Below are 21772 nucleotides of genomic sequence, written 5' to 3' on the forward strand. Positions count from 1 at the left end.
CGCCTTGCTACATCTACATGAGGGATGTCGGCGCTGCGACGACCCCCCGACCGTCCGGGCTGACCTGCGGAAACGCGCCTGGCGGGGGAAGTGGCCGCGGAGGGGGTGATGGAGGGGCCCACGGAGAGGGCCTCTCCGGTCTGGTCAAGGGGATGCTCGGGGCCGTCGGGAATGCCCACAGGAGGCTCCTGGAGGTGGGGCGGGCCAATCCCGCCATTCACCCCGTACAGGTGTGGAAATCGGGCTCCGTGTGACGGCCGACCTCGGAAAACCCCTCCACCGTGACCGCATCGTGATCAACCCGTGTGACTGGACACGATGGTTGGCGGCTGGGCCTTGGTGTTCTGCCTGGTCACGGCATTTCTGGCCAAGGCGGTCGGCGGGCCCAGGTCGACGTAGTTGGCGGGGCCCCGACCGAAATGGCCGACTGCGCGGACAAATCCGCTGCTCATGTGATCGTCTGCTCCAGGTCCGCCAACTACGTGGCCAGCTGCCAACAAGCACGTCCAGTCACAACCCGGTGTGACAGTGCAGCCTTGTTGGCAAATAGGGAGGCGCGGCGGTCCTGCTCAGCGGGATGTGACGCGTCGTAGTTGGCAAGAATGACGCGCGCTAGTTGGCAACTTACGACTACGCAGGGTTTTCGTGGTCGGTGGTCCCGGATCCGATCCAGGACGGTCTCCGTCAACGCAAACCGCGAAGGCACCCATTGGTGACTTTGCCGTCCGGCTGTCCGCATGCCTTGTTGGAATCGATCTACAGCCGGCTGTAGTGAGCGGTCGGTGCACGGCGAAGGGACGACAGTGAGCACTCCTCAGGCGGCAGACACCGGTGGCGAGGACTCGGCACCCCGGATCAGCACGGTCGCGGGGACCGGGGTTGCGGGGTTCGCCGGGGACAGCGGACCAGCCGTGTCCGCGCAGTTGAACCGTCCCTACGGTCTCGTGATGGACAGCGCCGGCACCCTCTATTTCTCCGACCGCGACAACCACCGGCTCCGCAGGATCACGACCGACGGGAAGATCAGCACGGTCGCGGGCACCGGCACCGCCGGATCCGGGGGAGACGGTGGCCCCGCCACCTCCGCCCAGATGAAGCACCCGCGTGGGATCACAGTGGACAGCGCTGGCAACCTCTACGTCGCCGACAGTAACAACCACCGCATCCTGAAGATCACGGCCGATGGGAAGATCAGCACGGTCGCGGGCACCGGCACCGCGGGATTCGGGGGAGACGGTGGCCCCGCCACCTCCGCCCAGTTGAAATCCCCTTTCGCGGTGGCGGTGGACAGCTCCGGCGTCCTCTACGTCTCTGAGTTCGGCAACCATCGGGTGCGGAAGGTTACGCCGGACGGGAAGATCAGCACGGTTGCAGGCGTGGGAACTGCGGGCTTCGGCGGTGACGGCGGCCCGGCCGATTCGGCCCAGCTGAACAAGCCGAGCGACCTGTGTCTGGACAGTACGGGCACCCTCTACTTCGCCGATGGCGGCAACCATCGGGTGCGGAAGGTTACGCCGGACGGGAAGATCAGCACGGTTGCAGGCGTGGGAACTGCGGGCTTCGGCGGTGACGGCGGCCCGGCCGATTCGGCCCAGCTGAACAAGCCGATCGGCCCGGTTCTGGACAGTACGGGCACCCTCTACTTCGCCGATGCCGCCAATCATCGGGTGCGGAAGGTTACGCCGGACGGGAAGATCAGCACGGTGGCCGGTACGGGTGCTGCCGGCTTCAGCGGCGACGACGGCCCGGGAACAGCCGCCCAGCTGAACAACGTGATCGGGCTCGCTGTGGACTGTGTCGACACGCTTTACATCGCCGACCTCTTCAACAACCGGATCCGGAAGATCGCGTCGGAGAGGATGGCCGGTTTGCCCGAGTCGGGCACGGTGGTTTCCTGGGCCAATGTGCGCAGCAGGCTGCGGATGGGGGTCCTGCGTGAGTCCACGAAGGACAGGGCCGAGATCCACCAGGCCCTGGCTTCTCCCAGGTCTCACCAGCGGTGGCGGCTGATCGTGTCGGGCCAGGACGAGGGTGAGGTCCTGTACCGGATCGAGAACGTGCGCAGCGGCAAGGTGCTGGAGGTCGTCGGAGGAGGCACCGTCGACGGGGCGGTGGTCGCGCAGCGTGCCTACGAGGGCAGCGACGCCGAGCACCAGCAGTGGAGGCTGATCCCGATGGGGTCGGTGACCGACACCCCGCGGGTCTATGAGATCGCGAACCGCAACAGCGGTCTGCTGCTGCGCGTCGACACCAACGCCCCCACGGTGATCAAGCAATACAGCGTGCAGGACGATCACCGCGACCGCCAGTGGCAGCTGCTCCCCGTGTGAACGCACGAGTGGTCAGGGGCGGTACCGCCCCTGACCACTCGGACCTGTGAACCTAGTTGGGATCGGACGGCTTCTCGGCGGTGGCCTTGGGCGCCTTGGGAGGCTCCTCGGCCTGGGTGCCGGCGGACGCCTGGGTGGTCTGGATGAAGGAGCCGAGGAAGCCCAGGTGAACCGGCCGTTCTACTTCATGGTCCCGTAACAGCCGCATGCGACGGTGTCCCGCCCGGGTTCTCCCCGGACGGGACACCTCGGCAGCGTTCTACCGCCCAGCTCCTCCTGCCAGCCGCATGTATCCATCAGGAGACAGCCGAGATGACCACGTCCGTGCAGAACGGCCGTGTCCAGAGCAGCTTCGCCGGCTGGGACGTCGACGGTGACGGCCGTATCGACCGGGCCGACTGGGAAGCCGATGCCAGGCGCGTCCTCCAGGCTTTCGGCGAAACCCCCGCCTCCCCGTCCGGCCGTGCGCTGAGCGACGCCTACCTGGACCTGTGGGACTTCCTTGCCGAGAAGGCCGGGATCGACGCGCACACTGGTGCGCTGACTCCCGAACAGTTCAAGACTGTGGTCGATGACCGCATCATCGGCAGTGACGGCGCGGGCTTCGCCAAGGCCCTCACGCCGGCCATCAAGGCCCTGATCAAACTGGCGGACAGGGACGGCGACGGCCAGATCAACCCGCGCGAGTTCATGACCTGGCTGAAGGCGGTCGGCGTCCGGACCTCCGACATGGGCACCCCGTTCGCCCAGATCGACACCAGCGGCAACGGGCAGCTTTCCACGGAAGAACTGGTCCAGGCCGTTCGCGCCTACTACCTCGATGAGGTCGACGTACCGCTTCTCGGCCACTGAGCCCCGAAGACAGGCACGGAACCAGCCCCGGCGAAGGCCGGGGGCATACCGGAAACCTCCAGTGGCCGTCCTGTCGATCCGGAGGCCACGTGCACTTTCAGCAATCCGCTGTGCGGCGAACCGTCACCGCGCACAGTTCGGCAGGATCCACTGGCCTATCAGTGGACCTTGATGTTGAACTCGCCCTCATAGTCGGTCGGCTTACCGGCCAGGGCCCGAAGGTAGACGCTGTCGCTGCCCTTCACCTTCTCCGAGGTGATCCGCACGTAGACCTCGTAATCCGGCGACGACCAGGTGTAGTACGGCCCCTCATCTTCGAAATGCCACCGCAGTGCATTGCTCCTGGCCTGCAAGTAGTGCTGCGGACTCAACGAGAGGTAGTACCCGTCATAGTCGCCGCCGCTGATCAGCAGGTCTGCCCCGAAGCCCCAATCCGTCCGCTTGACGTTCTGGAACACCAAAGTCTGGTTGCCCAGTGAGTAGTTGGGGGTGCCGCCCTCCGACGTCTCCGACAGGTACGACGTGTAGTCCACCCTTTTGTCGTTGCCCTTCCAGTATGTGTATTGGAACGTCAGTTTGGACTTGCTGACCTTCCGACCCCTGTAGATGTAGCCCTTGTTTCCTTCGCTCGGCGGCATGAAGCACTCCTGACTCCGTCGACTACAGGTCGTGATCACTCCACAACAAGCGGCAACCGTAGTCAAGATCGGCGTCAACTCTCTGACGACGCCCAAGGGCCGGTAAGAACACACATGCGGGCGCGGTTCGCGTGAGCGTCCAAGGCGGCGAGGGCTGCGCCCGCCGCTCGAGGGAGCCCACAAACGCTGCAGCCCCGCATCGAGCTTCCTCCCAGTGCGCCACGCAGATCGTGAGCCCGGTAACTGCGGCTTCGCAGAGTAGCCGCAAAGGTACGTTGGCACCGTTTGCCAACAAGCCTGCTGATTTGCCAACTCTCGTGTGTCGTCACACCCGGAGGGGGGAGAACTCTCCCCCGTCAACGCCCGGACTCTGTCCACAGGGCTGCGGTTCGAGGGTGGCTTCGAGGTCGCCGCGATCCGCGGGGTGGCCCGTACATGAGGGAGTCGTCATGCCCGAGAACACCGTCACCGCGCCGCTCGCTCCGATGGAGCCGCAAGACGTCGCCGACGCCTTCGCCTACATCCGGGCGCTGCAGGCCGACGACATCGACACCGCCTGCGCGGTCGCCGACGCCACGGGCCCGGAGCTGCACCGGCTGCTCCTGGACGTCGCCGCGCGCGTCATCATCCCGGTCACCGCCGCGGACGACCACGACGGAGAGCCGTGTGCCCACTCGTTCCTGGCCGCCGCGCTCGGACGGATTTTGCTGGAACTTCTGTGCCACGGCGAGTGCCTGGCATGCCTGCCGGGCATCGCCGACACCATCGTCCGCTTCACCGACAACATCCTCACCGACGAACACGAAGACGTCGCCAACGTCCTGCACCGACTGGAAGCGGCCGGGATGGAGCAGGCGATGGAAGCGCACCCGGGACACCCGACCGCCCGGTAACACGGCACCGACACTGGCGGTGGCGGTGGCGGTGGCGGTGGCGCGCGCCACCGCCAGTGTCGGGCATCGCGATGCGCGCGCCACCATCCGGCGCACCACACCAGGCGCGCGGTGCGCGCGCCACGAGCGCGCGGGCCCTCTATCACACAGCCCCTTGACCGCGACCCGAGCGAAAGCCGAAACCAGACGCACCAAGGGGAAACGCGCCGGATAGCGAACCTGGTCTAGGAACAACGCGCGCCCACCGACACCTGGTAAAGGGGTGCACCGCATCGGCGCGCGCTCCGATGCGGTCGGGGCATCGGATACGCGCGCACCGGGCGCGCGTGAGTGCCGGGCATCGTCGGGTGGCGCGGCGCCGGATGCGATGCACGACATCGCGGTGCGCGCTGAAGTGGAGTCCGTCGTCTTCCGGTGCACCGGGATGGAGTCCACGTCGTTCCACATCCGGTGTCGTGCATCGCGCATCGGATGCGGAGCATCGCGGGGTCCGCTCGATGGACGATGCCTGGCTTCGTCACCACAGCCAGGCATTCGAGTGCCGTACCCGGGACAGGGCGCGGGCATCGCGGCGCGCGGCCGCGTTGCCGATCCGGCTCTGCCGGGACCGAGGTCGGTGCGACTCCCTGGCTGCGAGGCGGCGCTTGACGGCGTCCTGGAGCCGCCGCCGTTGCTTGCGCAGCTCCCGCTTCTTCTCCGCCTTCGACTTCGGCTTCCGGGGCCGCTTCCAGACCGGCTGCCACCCCACAGGCTCATCGGGCTCAAGCTCATCGAGCTCGGGCTCCTGGTCCTCGTCGAACTCGGAGGCCGTCCCCTCGTGGGCCGCGCGGGCTCGGGCGAGGGCGTCCTTCAACCCCGGGATCTCCAGCTTCTCGGAGTTCTCCAGGTTCTCAGGGCTTTCGGGGTTTTCGGGGTTTTCGGGCGTGGTCATGCGGGTCCTCCCGTGGGGGTCCGGCCAGGCGTCTGCTGCGCGCCGGGCGGCGGGGTGTGTGACGGCGCGGGCGACGGCGGGGCGGGATGCGGCCGGGGGCCGCGGGCGACGGCGCGCTCCCGGACGCCGTCCTGGAGCTTGGCGGCCATCTTGGCGACGGCCTCGATCGTGGCGCGGGTCTGATCCAGCGCGGCAACGTCGGTCCCCTGCTGCTGTGCACGGCCGGCCTTCCGGTCCGGGCGCGATGGCCGCGGGCCAGACCTCGACGCGTCGGGCACGGTGACATGGTGCGGGCGGGTGCGGAAACCGAGGCGCTCCGAACGCCGGGCCGCATAGACCCGGGCACTCAGCGCGCCGGCGGCAATGCGGGCCCGCGCGTAGAGGGCAAGCGCTCGGTTGCGGGTCAGCGGGCGCAGCACGGCTTGGTCGTCGGTGTCGTGCGGGTACAGGGTGCGCAGGTCGGCGGTCATCGCCAGGCCCCGGCCGACGGGGCGGGTGTAGTCGTCGATCACGGTCTGCACGATCTGTTCGTCCAGGCCGGGTTCATGGGGTCGGCCGCGCAGGACGTAGGAGAGGCAGCGGCGTGCTTCGGCGAGCAGGTGATGGCGCTTGAACGCCCCGCGCATCACGTACACCACGGCCACGGTGTCGACGGCCGCCAGCACGATGTCGACCACCGGCCGCACCCGTGCCCACACCGCCGCGGCCGCCGCCCGCGCCCGCTGTGCCAGTTTGTAGATGGTGCAGGCGCCGAACGCGGCGATGGCCGACTCCCGCCAGCTCTCGCGCAGCTTGGACAGCGGCCGTGGCTCCTTGCGCTTGGGCGGGCGGGTCCGGTCGGCGGCCCGGCAGGCCAGCCCGTAGGCGGCTTTCTCCCCCGGCGCGTGCCCGTGCTCCTCCACGTACTCGGCGGTGAGGACGAACAGCGCTTCCTCGATCTGCTGACGGCGCGTGGACTGCCAGCCGATGAGCCGCTGGTCGATGCCGGCGATCTCCATGACGGGACGGCGGCCGGGTGTCACCTCGCGCGGCTCCCAGGCCCACCCGAGCCGCGCCGACACCTCCTCCATGAAGAACAGGAGGTACAGGGTGTCGGCGGCGACGATGTGGGCCAGCAGCGTGTCCGCTGACAGGTTGCCCCATGTGCCCTTGGCGTCCGGCCGGCGGGCGCGGATCGACACCACCGCATGATCGTGCAGTAGCGGCTTCGACTCCTCAGCTCTGGACTCGTAGTGCCGGAACACCGCGACGATCAACCCGTCGCGGACCGGTGTGCGGTGCTTGCCGCCGCTCCCCGACCGGATCTGAGCGACCGACTCCCCCACCCACGCCAACGTCTTGTCCACAGCGGTGTCCTGGCACGACTCCAGCACCAAGCGGGTCTCGTCATCGGTGAGCGCCCACGCGATGTGTGCCGTCGGCGGCGGCCGGAACACCAGGTCCATGCCCAGCCAAGGCGTGCGCTCCTTGGCCTTCTCCGTCTCCGGTGACCGGTTGTGCTCGACGGGCCTGCCCAACACCGTCGCCCGACGGGCCTTCGCCGGATCGTCGCCCGCATCCAGGCGCTCGCGCTCGATCCGGTCCGCGTCCGGGTGCCGCCCCTCCCCCAGGAGCAGCTCGGCCTGCCGCTCCGTCACCACATCCCCGGCCGTGAGGCCGACCGCCGTAAGGCCATGTCCCCTCCAGATCCCGGGCGGGACACCCGCCTCGTCTTGGGCGTCGCGCAGCGCCGTGCCCGCGGGGCGGTGGCCGTCACCGACCATCACGCCGCGGAAGAGGTAGCGCACTCCGTCACCCGGGCGGAGCGCCGATTTGCTGATCACCGGGCCATGGAACACCGGTTATGACCTGCGCAAAAGCGCGATCCGGGGTCCTTCCCGCCGGGCGGGAGGCCATCACCAAGTCTTTACCGGAACTCCCGTCAGACGGGCCGCCCCACCAGCACGCGACATTAAGCCACAGGCGTGTGCACAGTCCGCCCCATGAACAACGAACAGATCTCCGCAGACCTCTGCCCTCTGTGCCGTCGCCCCCTCACGCTGCGCCCGACCGTCGTCGTCCGCTCGAACACGCCGTACCCCACACGGACCGACTACCTGCCCCACTGCACCACCTGCGCCAACGACATGACCCGCGCACAGCAGTGGAACGACCTGATGAACGCCCGCTACGGCAACTGACCCCGGCCGTGCGAATACTGCGCCCGACCACACCAACCACCGACACCAACGACCACCACTGACCAACCAACGCCACCGACGCCCCTCCACACGAACACCCACCACCGCCCCCGGCCAACACCTGGCCGGGGGCTTCGTGCGTACTGGAGGAGCTCGCCGTGCCCACCTACGAAACCCTCCCCCGCTTCACCACCGACCTGAACCGCCTCACCCCCGAACAACGCCACCGTTTCCGCCAGACGGTGAACGCCTTCGTCCACGACCTCCGCACCGGCCGCGGCTTCCGCCCAGGACTACGCGTCAAGCAGGTCAGCGGCTTCCCCGGCATCTACGAACTCACCTGGTCCATGGGCACCGGCCCCGCCGGACGCGCCACCTGGCAATACGGATCCGCGGTGAGTCCCACCACCCCGCACGTCATCTGGCGCCGCATCGGCGGCCACGACATCCTCACCGGCCCCTGACTCACCGATCGGGCGCCGGGTTGCACACCCACTACCAACTCATCCGCGTACTCTTCCTCGGCGAAAGAACCAGGCATCAAAGACCACGGCGTGGACATCGGATAGGGCCAGGCGGGAACGCGGAGTGTATCCGCTCTCGGTCCTAGCCTTGTTCCGCGCGAACTCGCGCTCGACCGCTGAGAGTTTCAGAGGTGCACCCGCGGTACCTCCACTCACCGGCCCCCTTCGTGGTGACCTCAACTTACCGTCGAAGTAGGTCGAATCAAGCTCGGCCATCCGTCACTTTTGATCTACTTCACCCTGTTGGTGTCGATCTCTAATCTCTACTTTGCCGGATCTCTATTTCAGAGCGAGGCCGGCGGTCATGGCGTCGAAGCACGCCTAGCGTAGGAGGAATTAGCGAGTGTATTACGTGATACTGCCATGCCGGAACTCTGCTCTATTGAAATTTCGGGTGGCTGTAAGGGAAAGTAAGGACGACGGTCATGGTCTGTCGTCATCTCGGATTCAGCAAGGAGTCTCCATGTCTTTGCGCAGTTCACTGCGTCGTGGCGCGATCACTCTTATCTCTGCCGGCGTGCTCGTTGGCATGGCAGGGGCCCCCGCCCCCGCAGCTCCGGGCGATATCAAGTACTTCAAAAACAGCAGCGGAACCGATATCGCGAGCTTCCAGTGGAATGCCGACCCCCACCCGGGAATCGCAGGCGAATCCGTCAGGATATGCGACCTCGAATCCGACGGCTGGTTCATCACAGTGAAGGTTACGCTGGCCAGCACCGGCGCGCAGATTATAGTGGCAGACACTCAGGGAAATCCCGCGTGGTATTGCACCCCCTGGATCCGCCAGAACGACGCACCCGAGGGCGCCCAGCTCAATGTCACGGTCAAAAAGGTTCGTGCAGGGGACTCCCGTCTGCTCGACTTCTTCCCAGTCTGGGCGTAGCGTCCGCAACCCGCCGACCGCCCCGCCACGCTCTGGATCATCCGCGAGACCGGCTGCGGTGCGCACCGTCGGCGTCTATGAACTCATCTGGTCCAGCAGCGGACGTGCCACATGGCGATACGGCACCCCGGCACGACCCGGACATCCCCGCATCATCGGGCGCCGCATCGGCGGCCACAACATCCTCACCAGCCCCTGAACGGCCAGGAATCGGAGGACCCCGTCTCTCCAGCCTCTTCCTTCCCGGAGGGCTTGCCCTGTCCCGAATCGGCAGCAGGAAGGCGGTGCATACCCCTGGACTTGGGGAGGAAGCGGGTCAAGACTCGCGGGATGAACGACGAGAACGGAAGCAAGGACTCCGGCGTCGGCCCAGCCGCATTCGTCGGCCTCTACATGCAAACCCTCCGCGCCCGCATGGCACCCGCGGAATACAAGACACTGGCCACAGCGGTCAACGAGTTCTGCCGCCAGATCGCCAAGGGCGGTACCGGCTCCTTCCAAATCGACGACGCCGCATTCACCCCTGGCATCCACCAGGAACTCATGACCGTCATCACCATGCTCGCCACCGGCCGCGCCGACCACCACTACATCGACGTGCCCGGCCCGAACGGAACGTTCGGCGGAGCCATGGTCCAAGCCGACATCGCCCACGACCCCGAACAACTCGCCGCCGTCCGCGCGAAACTGAACAACTGGTGGGCACGGCGGGAAGCCGAAGACGCGACGCTCGACGGCATCGCCCGGGTTAGCGGCCTGGACACCCAGCGGTGAGCCAACCTTCGGTCCGGATGTGTGCAGCCCGGGCAGACGGCGTGGTCCCTAGCCAGCTCCCGGCGGGGCGGCTCCCGGCTCTGGTATGGGGTGGGCAAGTAGCTGGCGACTTGGAGTCGTACCTCCATTTCCTCCACTGAAGGCCACCGTCCAGCCAACTGTTCACCTACTTCTCGGCGCGCTCTCAGTGCCGCCTCACGGCCCATCGTTTGGGAGCCAGTAGTTGCTCCCGCAGCGCGGTGAGCTGGTGGGAGGCCTCCACCGCCTGAGTCTCGTCGAAGGTGGCCAGCGCGAGCAGCAGTGCGTCGGCGATGAGTAGTCCGGTGAGCGACTCGGCTGTGATGCCGGTGGGGTGTAGGGCGCAGTGAGGACGGCCTCGACACGGTCCGAGTATTCCCCGCCCAATTCATCTGCCACCAAGAGGACCTTGGCGCCGACGGCGCGGGCCCGGTCCCTTAGCGCCCGGCAGCGAGGCGGACGTTCGTACGACAAGGCGGTCCGGTTTCGGGTCAGCGGGTAGAAGCAGGCGGAATCTAGGGCTGAGACTAGCCAAGCCACGAGTTTTCTTTGAATGGCGTTATCACGTGGGGATCTCTTCATTCGTATCGCGGGGTGCGCGTGATAGATCTTCAGAGATCCGAGGGTGGCCTACCCAGGATTGATTCCTCTCGATCCTTCTCAAGGGGCTCTCGAATGCCTCTGCTGGGCAGTTAAACCGTGATCTCGGTCATACGGCCTGAGTCGGGTATCTGCTGTGCTCTCCTCGAACATTTCTACGATCGAGGAGGATGTCAGCATGGTTCACAGACGCCCGTTCCTGGCGTTACGTTGCCTTGCCGCTGGGGCAGCTGTCGCCTTACTTGTGGGGTCTAGCCCGGCGACGGCCGCCGACTTCACCCCCAACCCTTCGCCGAAGGCCGCACCATCCGCTCGGCCAGCAGCCGGTCCCGAGAACGCAGCTGCAGCCGGCTCGCGCCCCGTCTCGGGCAGGTCCCCAGCGGCCGGTCCGAAGTTCACCAAGAGCGGCAGCACCTGGCAGGTCATCACTCCGGCAGTGATCCTGCGCAACACCGTCACCGATGCCGACGGCGACAGAAGCACCCTTACCTTCGAGGTGTGGACCACCAACCCCAACGGCACACCGAAGGCACAGGTCAAGCTCACCGACGCCAACCCATACGGCGTTCTCGTATCGCCCTTCGTGGCCTCCGGTGCGCTTGCCAAGGTCCCCGTCCCCTACGGGAAGCTGAAGCCGGGCGTCACCTACACATTCCGCACCAACGCCTTCGACGGCAGCCTGTATGAGACGACCTGGTCACCATGGGCGAATTTCAAGATCGTCCCGTATGTGACCTTCCCCGCGCCCCAGGCCACCTCCACGATCAACCCGGTAGCACAGACCGAGATAGAGTTCACGCGCACCGACCCCGGCCCTGCGCTGCCGGCCGCTGCGGTCGCCAACGGAAACCGCAACAGCGGCGAAGCCGCCAAGAAGGGCAAACGCCCGCAGGTCAGTCCCGACACGACCAGCGACGCGAAACCCGGTATCAAGCAGAGCTGCTCCAAGGCTGACGCTAAGGGGCACAAGCTGTGCGTCGAGCTGAACCCTCCGGACAAGAACGAAAAGAAGAGCCCGTACCTGACGTCGGCCGTCGCCCCGGCTTCGGAACTGGTGGCCTGGTGCCACGGCAAGCCGTTGGGCAAGGACTACATGAACCGCACCGACGCCTGTATGAAGAGCGTCGGCAACGCCACGCTGATCTTTACCGACACCGACCCGCAGAAACCTGCGCTGGGTACCGCGACCTTCAGCATCGAGCAACGGATCAAGGCCTACCCCACCAAGGGCGACAGTGGCAGCAACTTTCCTGAGTTCGACCAACAGATCGTCATCACCCCGCGGAGTATCGACCCGCTCCTCAAAGGGGTCACTCTCCGGTGGAACGTGGGCAACAATTGCTCCTCTTGTGTCACCTCCAACGTCCGCTGGACTGATGACCAAAACAACTCGTCCACCGGATACTGGAGTACGGCTAGCGGGGCGCCTTACAGCATCCGCCGCGGCAACGTGACCACTCAGTGGAACGGCACAGGCAAGGAGACCATCGACCTCGGCTGGTCAATCACCGCGAACGTGGACGCCGGTGGAAACCCCGCGACCGCAGACTTCGGGACCAGTGGCGTGACGACCATGCGGGAGCTCGCCCCTCGCTGCGACAACATCTCGGGTTCTGCGGCACCCGGCTGCGTTCTACCGTTCTTCAAGCCGACCTACACCGTCGACACCAACTTCAACCCGGCAGCCGGGGCGTACTACTGGCTGATGCAGGAGAAGATGCCTGATCACGCCGGGGCGAAGCGGTGGGATTCCCTCTTGAAGTACTTGGGCCCGGACTCGACTACCAAGGGCCCCGACGGCACTCTGTGGACCTCGGCCAAGAGTCGCGCCAAGATCTGCCCATCTGCTTGGACAGCACACCCCACCGATAGCACCCTGGAGAAGCTCACCTGTGACGAGTACGCCATGGCCTCCACCCATCACAGCGGTGGCTTCCCCGGCGGAGTCAACGAAGTAGCCAGCGGCGACGAATGTGCCCAGCTCTACACCGACAGGATGGGCGACGGTAGCGCCAACTTCGGTCTCCTCGCGGATACCCGCATCGCCGCGGACGGACCCACCGGGGCTGAGAGGTGCGGCCGAGCCGCGATCCCCACCACACAGAACTCTGGGGCGTTCAAACAGTATCCCGCCCCGGCGTGGCGCCTGCTGGACAAGGACGAGTTCTTCGTCTCCAATCCCGGTTTCGAGCACTGCACCAGCGCAGCCACCACCTGCGCCTGGCGCAAGGTCTAACTTGAAAAAGCCGCACATGATCAGGAGGGGGCCGGTCACTACGATCGGCCCTCTCCTGCCGTGTGCGCTCAGGCCAGCGGAGCCCACGCGTCCTTGGCCTCTGGGTCAGAGGGCTCGCCCCACATCAGAGCCCCACGGGCCACTCCTGGCATGGGCCCGACAGCAAGGCCGGGCGCCTCGAGCGCGTCGGCCATCTCCTCAAGATAGTCGCTCAGAGAATCAAACCGGGGAGTGACCACCGCGTTCTCCTCCCACTCCCACAGCGTGCCGCTCTCCCCGTCCACGCACAGCCCGTAGGAGGTGTCCGTCACGGTGTACGAACAGGCCGGAATCCACGCCTCTTTCCACGTCATGTACCCCTCGGCCTCATGGTCCCGCTGAAACCGCATGCGCCTTCGGTACACGTCCTCCACCGCATCAAGCCCCATCAGCGCCCAATTGCCCAGCATGAACACCGCGCAAGCCGCCTCTTCCGCACCAGCGTTCGCCTGCCACAGCGCCTTTAACCCAGCGGACACACGAACGCCGATGGCGTCTTCCAGCGCGGCAATCTCCTCTTCAGACGCTCCCTCCCTCAGCGAAGCGAAAGAGACCGGAGCGTGCTCTGCCAGCCATGTTTCGATCCGTGCCCACGCCTCAGCCACCTGCCGAGCCTCGATCTGCCCCTGATCTGGTTGCTGACCGCTCATGGGTCCCTTCCCTTCCAGTCACCGATGAAGGCACCCATCCTCACACCTCGAACTCACCGCTGGCTGCTCGCCGTTGCAGACGGACCGCCCTTTACCTGTGGAGGGTTGGGTAGATCCGGTACCTGTGGAGGGTTGGGTAGATCCGGCCGTGGCAATCGGATCGCGGCTCAAGGTCATCGAGCACGACGCCGATGTCGCGTGACCGACCACACCGATCAGACTCATCGGAGGACAGACCCACCTCTGAGTACCCGCCCCCAACCCGGTCGTCGTGGGGCGTCAGGTGGCGGTGCTGTGGTTCCACAATTGATCGAAATCTGGTAGGCCGTCATGGACGAGGCATCTGGGCGAGGAGCGTGCGGAGATCGCTCGGCTCCTCTCCCGCGAGGCGGGGACCATGCCCGGCCAGGACATGGCGCAGGTAGTAACGCCACGCATTACGCCTCTGAACCTTGGCGACACTCAGCATCCCCCAGGGGACGCCTGCTCTGACCTGCGGAAAAGCTCGATCCCGCGAGGCGGGACAGTTCACCGAACGTTTACCGCCCATCCAGTACAGCGGGAGCCGGCGGCCACGTCACACCCGTCAGGCGGACACCGGCCCGGCCATGCAAATGCTGCGCGGCGAGCGCCACACCAGCCTCACCAACCTCAAAAACGCCAAGTAACCGACGCCATCGACGTGGCGCGTATACCTACGCGCCACTCCCCCACCCGACGGCTGAAGACGCCCCGCCCCCACCACGTCACCAACCCCTTCCTCAACCCCAGCAAGACGCCCACCGCCCCGGCAACCCGGGGGCTTCGTGCTTCCCGGAGAAGACCAACGTGCCCACCACCCGCTTCACCCCAGAACAGCACCAACGCTTCCGCCAGGCCGACAACGCGTTCGTCGGTCTGCTTCTGGCCACGCTGCTGAGCGCTGTTTGACGGGCCGCCCATTCACCCGTCTCTGCGATCCGCTGAGGTAATGAGCGCGATGAAGACCAGCAAGATCACCGAGAGGCTGATGACCTGTTGGACGTCCCATCCTTGCTGAACGGCGAGGGCTACGATCGCCGTGACCGCGTATGGCCATGAACGTCGGTTGGGGCTGGGCGAGTTGGCGCTCAATTTGATCTCCCGTGGTCGACTGGACTCGTGGGACTCACGTTGGCGCATGCATTCTTTGTCCGCTTCGCTGCGCGTGTGTCTTCGCAGGCGGGCATCGGTACATCAGGGACAACGACGGGTTGTTCCTGGACAAAGGTGAGTTCGGGGAGCGCATGGGGCGACCGCTGGGGGCGCTGAAAGGCCGGACTGAGCAGGCCAATGAGTTCGCTCTTTGGCTGCGAAGGGTCACGTCTGGGATAAGGGTCCGATCACTTGAGGAGGATTTTCCATACGGCAAGTCCTCCTGGAGCAGTTTTCGTGACGGAAGCAGGCTTCCGCCTCAAGAGCTAGTGGAAGAGGTGGCGGCCCGTTATCTGCCCGAGCCCGTGATGCGTAGCCGACAGCTCAGGGAAGGGCTGCGGCTACTCTCAGCCGCTCAGCAGGCGGTCAAGGCGCTGGACGGTGTGGCGAATCTTCCGGTGGCAGCCCCTGGGCCGAACCGGGCGGATGCTGTCGCTGCAGCTCTGCTGAGGCTGGATGACGCGCGGTTGCGACAGATTGAGGCGATGCAGAAGCTCGCCGCGTCGGAGAAGCGCCGCGAACAGTTAGAAGACATGGTGTCCGCTCTGCAAGAACGCTGCACCTTGCTTGAGAGCGAGCGAGACCTAGCACGGAAGGAGGTTCAGGCAGAGCTTCAGCATGAGCTGCAGTTGTCGCTGGAGTACCGGCGCCAGGCAGACGAGAAGCTGGACCAGGCCCGCCGAGCGGAGGAGAAGGCCTACTCTCTCCGGCTGGCCGCCGAGAAGCAGGTAGCAGTCGAACGCATGGCTCTACGGCACATCGACCCGAACACGTTCGGGAATGACGCTAAAGCTCGCAGTTCGAACCTTTCACCTGTGAAAGAACTGAACCTGCCTCCACTGGAGCAGATTCATCGGCTCCTCGAAGCAGCGCAGCAGCAGCTGGACGCACAGGATCAAGAGCTGGATGACCTGGGACTTCAGATCGGACTCGACGCCGAAAGCAACTACGGCGAGGTGACACTCACCCGAATCGTGCAGACGGACACCCTCGAACGCGGTCCAGCTGGGGCAGTCCACGATACTGCCGCCGATCATGGGCTGGACAACACTGGAAAAGCCCTGACCAGGCAGGATGCGGCAGTACCGATCAGCTCAGCACACGGCTGGGACGCGTTGGCCGAGTCCAGGACCGGCACCCACCGGGACAATCTGCCGAGCCAGACAGGGGAACTACTGTCGGGCCTGGAAGGGGTCAAGACACCGACAGCGTTGTCCGACGCTCTGTCGCTGCTGCTGCAGCGAGAGGGAAGACAGCCACTGGGGAAACTGACCCCGACCGCATTTCCAGGACACCTCAAAGACGACCTCGTCTATATGACTGTCATGCGCTGGATCGACGACGACGTCCTTCCCGACACCTGGAACCATTTGGAGTCCCTGGTACGTGTGATGGGGGCGACAGATCACGAAGTATCCGCCTTCGAGCGCGCCTACGCCCGCATCCTCGCTGGCTATCCTTCCGAACTGGGTATGTCGCGAGACCTCGCAGACCTGAGCCCACGCCCCTTCCGCTCCCGACTGGTCAGGGGGAGGTACCAGCTCCTGAGCCATTCACGGACCTGGTTCTACGCTCTAGCCGGGCCCAGCGCCATCGCCCTAGTCACGACCGGTTTCACGGCTGGCCTCCAGAACTCGTCCACGGTTAGCCCCTGGAGGCTCCTCGGCTACGGAACCCTCGTGGTGCTGATATGCGTGTTCGCCATGCTCCTCAGCGTCGGCATGGCGATGCCGACGCCGCCGAAGCGCACTCAAGGCACACGCGCCGCCGACTTCGGCCTACGGCTCTGCCTGCTTGCATTTCCCGCAGGTCTCGCAGTGCCGTGGGCCATCAGCTCAGATGTCCTAGGCCGGTGGCTCGCCGACCTAACCGGAATGCTGTAGCACGTCGTTCGCAGTCAAGTTGACGCGAGAATCGGCTACGGGCCCGGCTTCGTGTGTGAGGGGTGGGTTTGGTGACCGGGGTGCCGGGCGGGGCCGGGTCGAGCTGGGGGCATTCCGCCGCATCGTGCACACAGCCTTCGTTCCACGACCTCCGCACCGGCGGTACATTCCGCCCCAGGCTCCGCGTGGAAGGTGTCCAGTGGACGCCCGCTGTCTTCGAGCACACCTGGGACGGCAACGGGCGCGCCACATGACAATGCGGCACCCCGGTACAACCCGTGCAGGCCCACATCATCTGGCACCGCGTCGGCACCCACGACATCCTCACCGGCCCCTGAACGGCCAGGACTCGGAAGGAACTCTGTTTCTCCAGCCTCTTCCTTCCCGGAGGGCTTGCCCTGTCCCGAGTCGGCGGCAGGAAGGTGGTGCATACCCCTGGACTTGGGGAGGAAGCGGGTCAAGACTCGCGGGATGAACGACGAGAACGGAAGCAAGGATTCCGGCGTCGGCCCAGCCGCATTCGTCGGCCTCTACATGCAAACCCTCCGCGCCCGCATGGCACCCGCGGAATACAAGACACTCGCCAAAGCGGTCAACGAGTTCTGCCGCCAGATCGCCACGGGCGGTAACGGCTCCTTCCAGATCGACGACACCGCATTCACCTCTGGCCTCCACCAGGAACTCGCCACCGTCATCACCATGCTCGCCACCGGCCGCACCGACCACCACTACATCGACATGCCCGGCCCCGACGGCTCCCTCAACGGGGCCATGGTCCAAGCCGACATCGCCAACGACCCCGAACAACTCACCGCCGTCCCAACCAAGCTCAACACCTGGTGGGCCCAGCGGGAAGCCGAAGACGCGACGCTCGACGGCATCGCCCGCGCCAGCGGCCTGAACACCCAGCGGTGAGCAAGGCAGCGGGTCCCTGGCGCCCGCCAAGTGAAGTTGGCGCCTTGTCCGCGTCTCCAGTGCCATCTGGTTCCGAGATCAAGTGACCAGCTGTTCATCGCCTGGAAGCGAGATCGGCGCTCTGTCCGCTGCGCCCTGAAGACGGGCTTGGCACATGCACTGGCACTGCGCCGCGCTGTGCCGAAGCGGTTGAGAGCGCCACTTGGTGCCCACAGCTATCACTGGCACCTTTGTCGACCGGTATTTGCCGACTCGCGGGTGGCTGGCAGGAATCCGCCGATAATATTCAGGCATGTTCGGGCGGCGGGGGCCACTGCCTCCTGCGCAGTCAACGAGAACTGTCCAGTTGCAGGCGACTTTCCGTGCGGAGTCCCCGTCCGTGGACGTTCTCGCAATGCCGTGAGGATTCCCAGGGGGAGCTCCATGCATGAGTTGATCAAGGGTGCGAACGTCAGCCTGCCCAGCCTGAGCCCGGACATAGGTTCCGTGATCGTCAGCCTGAGTTGGACGAGCGCAGAGGGGGACGGAGACGCGGACGTCTCTGTGCTGCTACTCGATGCCAACGGCAAAGTGCGCAGCGAAGAGGACTTCTTCTTCTACAACAATCAGGCCAGTCCTGACGGAACTGTGCAGTTGCTCGGGAAAACGCCGACGGGCAGCGGCAGTGAGGACCGTATCAATCTCGATTTGGCAGTAATGCCCGGTGAGGTGGAGCGCATCGTCGTGGCGGCCAGCCGCTACAGGGGTGCGCGGTTCGGTGATCTGGACGATCTGAGGGTGACGCTGGCCGACAGTGCCGGCGAGAGCATCATCGGGTTTTCCATCACGGACGCGACGGTGGAGAGTGCGTTCCTCTTCGCTGAGCTTTACCGGCGCGGTGAAGAGTGGAAGTTTCGGGCCGTTGGGCAGGGTTACGAGACCGGGTTGGTTGGGCTGGCGACCGACTTCGGCATAGATGTCGATGACGCCGAAGAGCCGGATGAGCAGGCGGCCTCTTCGGAAGCGGCGTCGCAAGTGCTGGAGCCGCGCGCCACTGCGGCCCCACCCGTGCCGGAGGCACCGGTCCCGGTTCCCGTCGTGGCATCCGAGGCCCCTGTTTCGTCACGGCGACCGCGCACTGCCAAGAAGAAGGTGATCCTGCCCAAGGCTGCCAAGAAGACTCTCGCTGAGAACGACGCCTGGCGGACGGCCCGGTTGTTCCCCGCTTCGTCGCTCAAGAGCGACCATGAGCGCGAGGTTCGGGCGACCTCGATCCTTCTGTCGGTGATGGCCCAGGTACCGGAGTTCGGGCGCCGTCTTACCGCCGCCTTCGGCGCCCCAGCCGGGCGGATGGAGACGTTCACGGAGGTCTCGCTCCCCCACGGCGACGCCCCGAAGCGCCCGGACGGCGTTATCCGGGTCGAGCGCGCCGGCAAGCTGTGGACAGCCCTCGTTGAAGCGAAGACCAACGGCAACTCGCTCAAGGGCGAGCAGGTCCAGGACTACATGGACATCGCGGCCAAACGTGGCTATGAGGCTGTGATCACGCTTTCCAACGATGTCGCTTTGGAAGGCAGTCCGCTGGTCAGTGTCAAGATCGACGGCAGGCGGAAGAACAAGGTCGCCCTCTGGCACCTGTCCTGGGCCGAGGTCACCTACCAAGCTCAGATACTCATCCGCCACGAAGGTGTCGGCAACGCCGCCCATGCGTGGCTCCTCCAGGAACTTCTGCACTACCTCCAGCACGAGAACTCCGGCTGCCACGGCTTCCAGAACATGGGCCCGGCCTGGGTTCCGGTACGCAATGGCATCGACGCGGAGACTTTGTGCCAGGGCGACCCGCGCGCGGTGGAGGTCGTTGAGAGCTGGGAACGCCTCATCCGCCAGGTTTGCCTACGCTTAGGTGGCGAGGCCGGAGAGAAGGTGCTGCCTGTCCAGCGCGCTAAGCGCGGCTCCGATCCACAATCACGCCGGGCCGCGCTCGCCGACGGTCTGTGCGAAGACGGCCGCCTACACGCCGAGATCCGCATCGACAGCACCATCGGCATCCTCGCGATCACTGCCGACCTGCGGACCAGCAAGCTCCGTACATCCATCGACATCCCAGCCCCCGAGCAGGGCTACCCCCTCAGTTGGGCCAAGCGCCTGGTGCGCCAACTCTCCGAAGCCCCGGCCGATCTCCATGTCGAGACCCTTGTCGCGAGCCAGAGTGGCGGGCCCCGGGGCACACTGGAGAAGCTGCGCCCCGAGCCGGGCGACCTGCTACCGAAAGATGGCTCCCCCATCACCGGGTTCCGGCTCTCACTCCTCAAAAGCACTGGTAGCACAAGAGGTAACGCCGAATCCGGCTTCATCCGCAGCGTCGACAACGCCGTGGACCGGTTCCACACCAGCGTAATCGCGCACCTGGAACGGCGTCCGGCCCGCCGCGAGTAGCTTTCCGATGAGACCTTCAAAGCAGGCTGACCCGCGGTGGGGCTACAACCCCACCGCGTCTTGACACCCGTCCGTTCGGACGGCCACAGCTGACTCTGCTGCCGGTCTCCGCATGCTTCTCGTGGCCGACGTTGCCTGCGAACGGGTTGTGGCCCACCTTGGTGCGGCCCCAGAACGGAAAGGCGAACCGGCAAAGCACGGACCAGACCATCGCCGCCTACCCGCATGGACCAATTTGGTGGGGCCATAGGGTGTTCGGTCACAGCCGCTGGGCTTCTCGTGCCCGTCCGCCTTGCACCGGCCAGGTACACGGATCAGGTGCCGACGCGATTCTCCCCATCCTTCCTGTTCGGGGTTCGCGTCATGACGTCACCTCTCCCTGGCCTGGCCGGGATACTGGCCGGCTTGCTGGAGGCCAGCCACCACGCCCCATTCGAGCAGACACCGGATCTCCTCGGCCGAGCCGCCGCCGGGGCCGGAAGAGCACGACTGTTCGTGTCCGACCTCCAAGAAGACGTGCTACGCGAAGTCACCGGCCGCGGAGACAACGCCGGCGCGGGCGGACAGGAATTGCGGATGGATCGACACCACCCCCGCGGGTCGCGCCTACCAAATGCTGCGCCCCATGCTCACCGCGGACGGTTTGCAGAGCTGGATCCCGGTGCTGGACGGCAGCGAACGCCTCGGCGTGCTCCACCTCGTCCAGGACGCCGCACCCCAGCCTCCATCGGAAGCCAGTGTCCTCGCGGGTATGGGGCAGGCTCTGGCGTCGATGGCCGGTCTGCTGCTGGTGTCCAAACGCACCAACAGCGACTCCTACGCGTGTCTGGCCCGTGCCCGGCCGATGAGTGTCTCGGCGGAGATGCAGTGGGCGCTGATGCCGCCCATGACCTTCGCTAACGACCGGGTCGTCGTCAGTGCCGCCATGGAACCCGCCTACCAGATCGCCGGGGACCCTTCGACTACGCCGTCGCGGGCGACACCGCGCACCTGGCGATCTTCGATGCCATGGGGCACGACACCTCCTCCGGGCTGACCGCGTCTTTGGCGATGGCCACCTGCCGCAACCAGCGCCGCCAAGGGGCGGGCATCGCCGACGTCAGCCGCGCCATCGAGGACACGCTCATCGCCCAGTTCGGCCCCACCCAGTACGCCACCGGCATCCTCGCCACTCTGCACCTGGAAACCGGTGTCCTGTCCTGGGTCAACCGCGGCCATCTCCTGCCGATCATCATCCGCCGCGAACGCTGGACGACCACCGCCCGCTGCCCACCCTCCGGCCCCATGGGCATCCGACTGGGCCTACCCCGCCTCCGCCACTACGCACACGTAGGCCGCGGTATCCCGTTGCCATCGCGGTGCCTGCTCGACCCGTGTAGCGGCTCCCTTCCCGCCGCCTCTCTGCTCCAGCCATGCCGCAGCGTCGGCACCGGCTGCACGGAGCTGGTCGTCCAGCGCGACCGCTCCCGGGTGATCAGGCATCAGCACCAGGCCCTCCTGGACGGGCGGGCCGCAGGCTCCGGTCGACCAGTTCCTTAAGGCGGGCATCAAGGAGTTCCGGAGCGTCCGGCGCGCATGTCGCCAAGGCCACCATGCTCGTCACGATGACGTCGCACAGCTCCTTGGTGACGTCGTCCCAGGTATGGCTGTACCCCTTCCTCGGGTTCACGCCGAGGGCCCCGTGTAGCGCTTCGACGGTCTCGCCGAACTCCTCGCCGATCTTGAGGACACGCCACAACTCGACGGACCCCTCAGCGGCAGGGGTGAGTTCCGAGTCCAGCCACGCGCGCAGCAGCTCGACGCGCTCCCACGTCCCGGAGGGTTCGGTGTTCGTCATC

At 66.0% G+C, this 21772-nt stretch carries 20 protein-coding genes and 1 pseudogene; 14 read left to right on the top strand and 7 right to left on the bottom strand.

Going from position 1 to position 21772, the window contains the following annotated elements; all coding sequences use genetic code 11:
* Nucleotides 1-803: 803 nt before the first annotated feature.
* A complete protein-coding gene (locus OID54_RS37925) occupies nt 804-2330 on the top strand; it encodes an NHL domain-containing protein (RefSeq protein ID WP_329028078.1) in 1527 nt (508 codons plus the stop codon).
* 52 nt (nt 2331-2382) lie between these two features.
* Here the strand turns inward: OID54_RS37925 and OID54_RS37930 are convergent, their stop codons facing one another.
* On the bottom strand, nt 2383-2538 hold the full coding sequence (locus OID54_RS37930; RefSeq protein WP_329028080.1) for a hypothetical protein: 156 nt from the start codon (nt 2536-2538) through the stop codon (nt 2383-2385).
* Nucleotides 2539-2642: 104 nt separating this feature from the next.
* Here OID54_RS37930 and OID54_RS37935 point away from each other — a divergent pair, with 104 nt between their 5' ends.
* The gene (locus tag OID54_RS37935; RefSeq protein ID WP_329028081.1) at nt 2643-3182 is read left to right on the top strand and encodes an EF-hand domain-containing protein; all 540 of its coding nucleotides are present in this window, start codon (nt 2643-2645) and stop codon (nt 3180-3182) included.
* A 158-nt stretch (nt 3183-3340) separates the two neighbouring features.
* Here OID54_RS37935 and OID54_RS37940 read toward each other — a convergent pair whose 3' ends face one another.
* Entirely contained in the window at nt 3341-3820 is a 480-nt protein-coding gene (locus OID54_RS37940) for a hypothetical protein (RefSeq protein WP_329028083.1), read from the bottom strand.
* Nucleotides 3821-4269: 449 nt separating this feature from the next.
* Between OID54_RS37940 and OID54_RS37945 the strand changes: the two genes are divergently transcribed.
* The gene (locus tag OID54_RS37945; RefSeq protein ID WP_329028085.1) at nt 4270-4713 is read left to right on the top strand and encodes a hypothetical protein; all 444 of its coding nucleotides are present in this window, start codon (nt 4270-4272) and stop codon (nt 4711-4713) included.
* 517 nt (nt 4714-5230) lie between these two features.
* On the opposite strand, the gene OID54_RS37950 is transcribed toward OID54_RS37945, so the two are convergent.
* A complete protein-coding gene (locus tag OID54_RS37950; RefSeq protein ID WP_329028087.1) occupies nt 5231-5644 on the bottom strand; it encodes a hypothetical protein in 414 nt (137 codons plus the stop codon).
* Nucleotides 5641-7467, bottom strand: a complete 1827-nt coding sequence (gene mobF / locus OID54_RS37955; RefSeq protein ID WP_443055830.1) for a MobF family relaxase — start codon at nt 7465-7467, stop codon at nt 5641-5643. Before mobF ends, OID54_RS37950 begins: the two co-directional genes overlap by 4 nt.
* A 159-nt stretch (nt 7468-7626) precedes the next feature.
* On the opposite strand from mobF, the gene OID54_RS37960 reads away from it, so the two are divergent.
* From OID54_RS37960 to OID54_RS37980, 5 genes are all read left to right on the top strand, one after another.
* Nucleotides 7627-7824 carry a hypothetical protein gene (locus OID54_RS37960; RefSeq protein WP_329028088.1) on the top strand — a complete coding sequence of 66 codons (198 nt, stop codon included), beginning with the start codon at nt 7627-7629 and terminating at the stop codon, nt 7822-7824.
* A 158-nt stretch (nt 7825-7982) separates the two neighbouring features.
* Nucleotides 7983-8288 (top strand): hypothetical protein, encoded by a 306-nt coding sequence (locus OID54_RS37965; RefSeq protein ID WP_329028091.1) that lies wholly within the window; start codon nt 7983-7985, stop codon nt 8286-8288.
* Nucleotides 8289-8811: 523 nt separating this feature from the next.
* Nucleotides 8812-9231, top strand: a complete 420-nt coding sequence (locus OID54_RS37970) for a hypothetical protein (RefSeq protein ID WP_329028093.1) — start codon at nt 8812-8814, stop codon at nt 9229-9231.
* Between the two features lie 58 nt (nt 9232-9289).
* Nucleotides 9290-9430, top strand: a complete 141-nt coding sequence (locus OID54_RS37975) for a hypothetical protein (protein WP_329028095.1) — start codon at nt 9290-9292, stop codon at nt 9428-9430.
* Between the two features lie 131 nt (nt 9431-9561).
* Nucleotides 9562-10005, top strand: a complete 444-nt coding sequence (locus tag OID54_RS37980) for a hypothetical protein (RefSeq protein WP_329028097.1) — start codon at nt 9562-9564, stop codon at nt 10003-10005.
* 184 nt (nt 10006-10189) lie between these two features.
* On the opposite strand, the pseudogene OID54_RS37985 reads toward OID54_RS37980, so the two are convergent.
* Nucleotides 10190-10464: pseudogene (locus OID54_RS37985) on the bottom strand (MurR/RpiR family transcriptional regulator); the annotation flags it as partial.
* Nucleotides 10465-10867: 403 nt separating this feature from the next.
* Here OID54_RS37985 and OID54_RS37990 point away from each other — a divergent pair.
* Nucleotides 10868-12859: a hypothetical protein gene (locus OID54_RS37990; RefSeq protein ID WP_329028100.1), complete on the top strand. Its 1992-nt coding sequence runs from the start codon at nt 10868-10870 to the stop codon at nt 12857-12859.
* Nucleotides 12860-12927: 68 nt separating this feature from the next.
* On the opposite strand, the gene OID54_RS37995 is transcribed toward OID54_RS37990, so the two are convergent.
* Nucleotides 12928-13548, bottom strand: coding sequence for an SMI1/KNR4 family protein (locus OID54_RS37995; protein WP_329028102.1), 621 nt, complete (start codon nt 13546-13548; stop codon nt 12928-12930).
* A gap of 1232 nt (nt 13549-14780) precedes the next feature.
* Between OID54_RS37995 and OID54_RS38000 the strand changes: the two genes are divergently transcribed.
* From OID54_RS38000 to OID54_RS38020, 5 genes are all read left to right on the top strand, one after another.
* Nucleotides 14781-16604: a hypothetical protein gene (locus OID54_RS38000; RefSeq protein ID WP_329028104.1), complete on the top strand. Its 1824-nt coding sequence runs from the start codon at nt 14781-14783 to the stop codon at nt 16602-16604.
* A gap of 471 nt (nt 16605-17075) precedes the next feature.
* Entirely contained in the window at nt 17076-17519 is a 444-nt protein-coding gene (locus tag OID54_RS38005; RefSeq protein WP_329028106.1) for a hypothetical protein, read from the top strand.
* Nucleotides 17520-17942: 423 nt separating this feature from the next.
* A complete protein-coding gene (locus OID54_RS38010) occupies nt 17943-19934 on the top strand; it encodes a TerD family protein (RefSeq protein ID WP_329028108.1) in 1992 nt (663 codons plus the stop codon).
* A 625-nt stretch (nt 19935-20559) separates the two neighbouring features.
* Nucleotides 20560-20970: a hypothetical protein gene (locus OID54_RS38015; protein ID WP_329028110.1), complete on the top strand. Its 411-nt coding sequence runs from the start codon at nt 20560-20562 to the stop codon at nt 20968-20970.
* Nucleotides 20943-21473 (top strand): SpoIIE family protein phosphatase, encoded by a 531-nt coding sequence (locus tag OID54_RS38020; protein ID WP_329028111.1) that lies wholly within the window; start codon nt 20943-20945, stop codon nt 21471-21473. Before OID54_RS38015 ends, OID54_RS38020 begins: the two co-directional genes overlap by 28 nt.
* On the opposite strand, the gene OID54_RS38025 is transcribed toward OID54_RS38020, so the two are convergent.
* A complete protein-coding gene (locus OID54_RS38025) occupies nt 21409-21771 on the bottom strand; it encodes a MazG-like family protein (protein WP_329028113.1) in 363 nt (120 codons plus the stop codon). The two genes, OID54_RS38020 and OID54_RS38025, sit on opposite strands and share 65 nt — an antisense overlap.
* Nucleotide 21772 lies beyond the last annotated feature (1 nt).

The sequence above is a fragment of the Streptomyces sp. NBC_00690 genome, assembly GCF_036226685.1.
Classification (GTDB): Bacteria; Actinomycetota; Actinomycetes; order Streptomycetales; family Streptomycetaceae; genus Streptomyces.

What these genes read in the sequence shown, in the direction of transcription:
- OID54_RS37930 (WP_329028080.1), bottom strand. Translation starts at nt 2,538, where the DNA reads ATGCGGCTGTTACGGGACCATGAAGTAGAACGGCCGGTTCACCTGGGC.
- OID54_RS37935 (WP_329028081.1), top strand. Translation starts at nt 2,643, where the DNA reads ATGACCACGTCCGTGCAGAACGGCCGTGTCCAGAGCAGCTTCGCCGGC.
- OID54_RS37940 (WP_329028083.1), bottom strand. Translation starts at nt 3,820, where the DNA reads ATGCCGCCGAGCGAAGGAAACAAGGGCTACATCTACAGGGGTCGGAAG.
- OID54_RS37945 (WP_329028085.1), top strand. Translation starts at nt 4,270, where the DNA reads ATGCCCGAGAACACCGTCACCGCGCCGCTCGCTCCGATGGAGCCGCAA.
- OID54_RS37950 (WP_329028087.1), bottom strand. Translation starts at nt 5,644, where the DNA reads ATGACCACGCCCGAAAACCCCGAAAACCCCGAAAGCCCTGAGAACCTG.
- OID54_RS37960 (WP_329028088.1), top strand. Translation starts at nt 7,627, where the DNA reads ATGAACAACGAACAGATCTCCGCAGACCTCTGCCCTCTGTGCCGTCGC.
- OID54_RS37970 (WP_329028093.1), top strand. Translation starts at nt 8,812, where the DNA reads ATGTCTTTGCGCAGTTCACTGCGTCGTGGCGCGATCACTCTTATCTCT.
- OID54_RS37980 (WP_329028097.1), top strand. Translation starts at nt 9,562, where the DNA reads ATGAACGACGAGAACGGAAGCAAGGACTCCGGCGTCGGCCCAGCCGCA.
- OID54_RS37995 (WP_329028102.1), bottom strand. Translation starts at nt 13,548, where the DNA reads ATGAGCGGTCAGCAACCAGATCAGGGGCAGATCGAGGCTCGGCAGGTG.
- OID54_RS38005 (WP_329028106.1), top strand. Translation starts at nt 17,076, where the DNA reads ATGAACGACGAGAACGGAAGCAAGGATTCCGGCGTCGGCCCAGCCGCA.
- OID54_RS38010 (WP_329028108.1), top strand. Translation starts at nt 17,943, where the DNA reads ATGCATGAGTTGATCAAGGGTGCGAACGTCAGCCTGCCCAGCCTGAGC.
- OID54_RS38015 (WP_329028110.1), top strand. Translation starts at nt 20,560, where the DNA reads ATGCTCACCGCGGACGGTTTGCAGAGCTGGATCCCGGTGCTGGACGGC.
- OID54_RS38020 (WP_329028111.1), top strand. Translation starts at nt 20,943, where the DNA reads ATGGGGCACGACACCTCCTCCGGGCTGACCGCGTCTTTGGCGATGGCC.
- OID54_RS38025 (WP_329028113.1), bottom strand. Translation starts at nt 21,771, where the DNA reads ATGACGAACACCGAACCCTCCGGGACGTGGGAGCGCGTCGAGCTGCTG.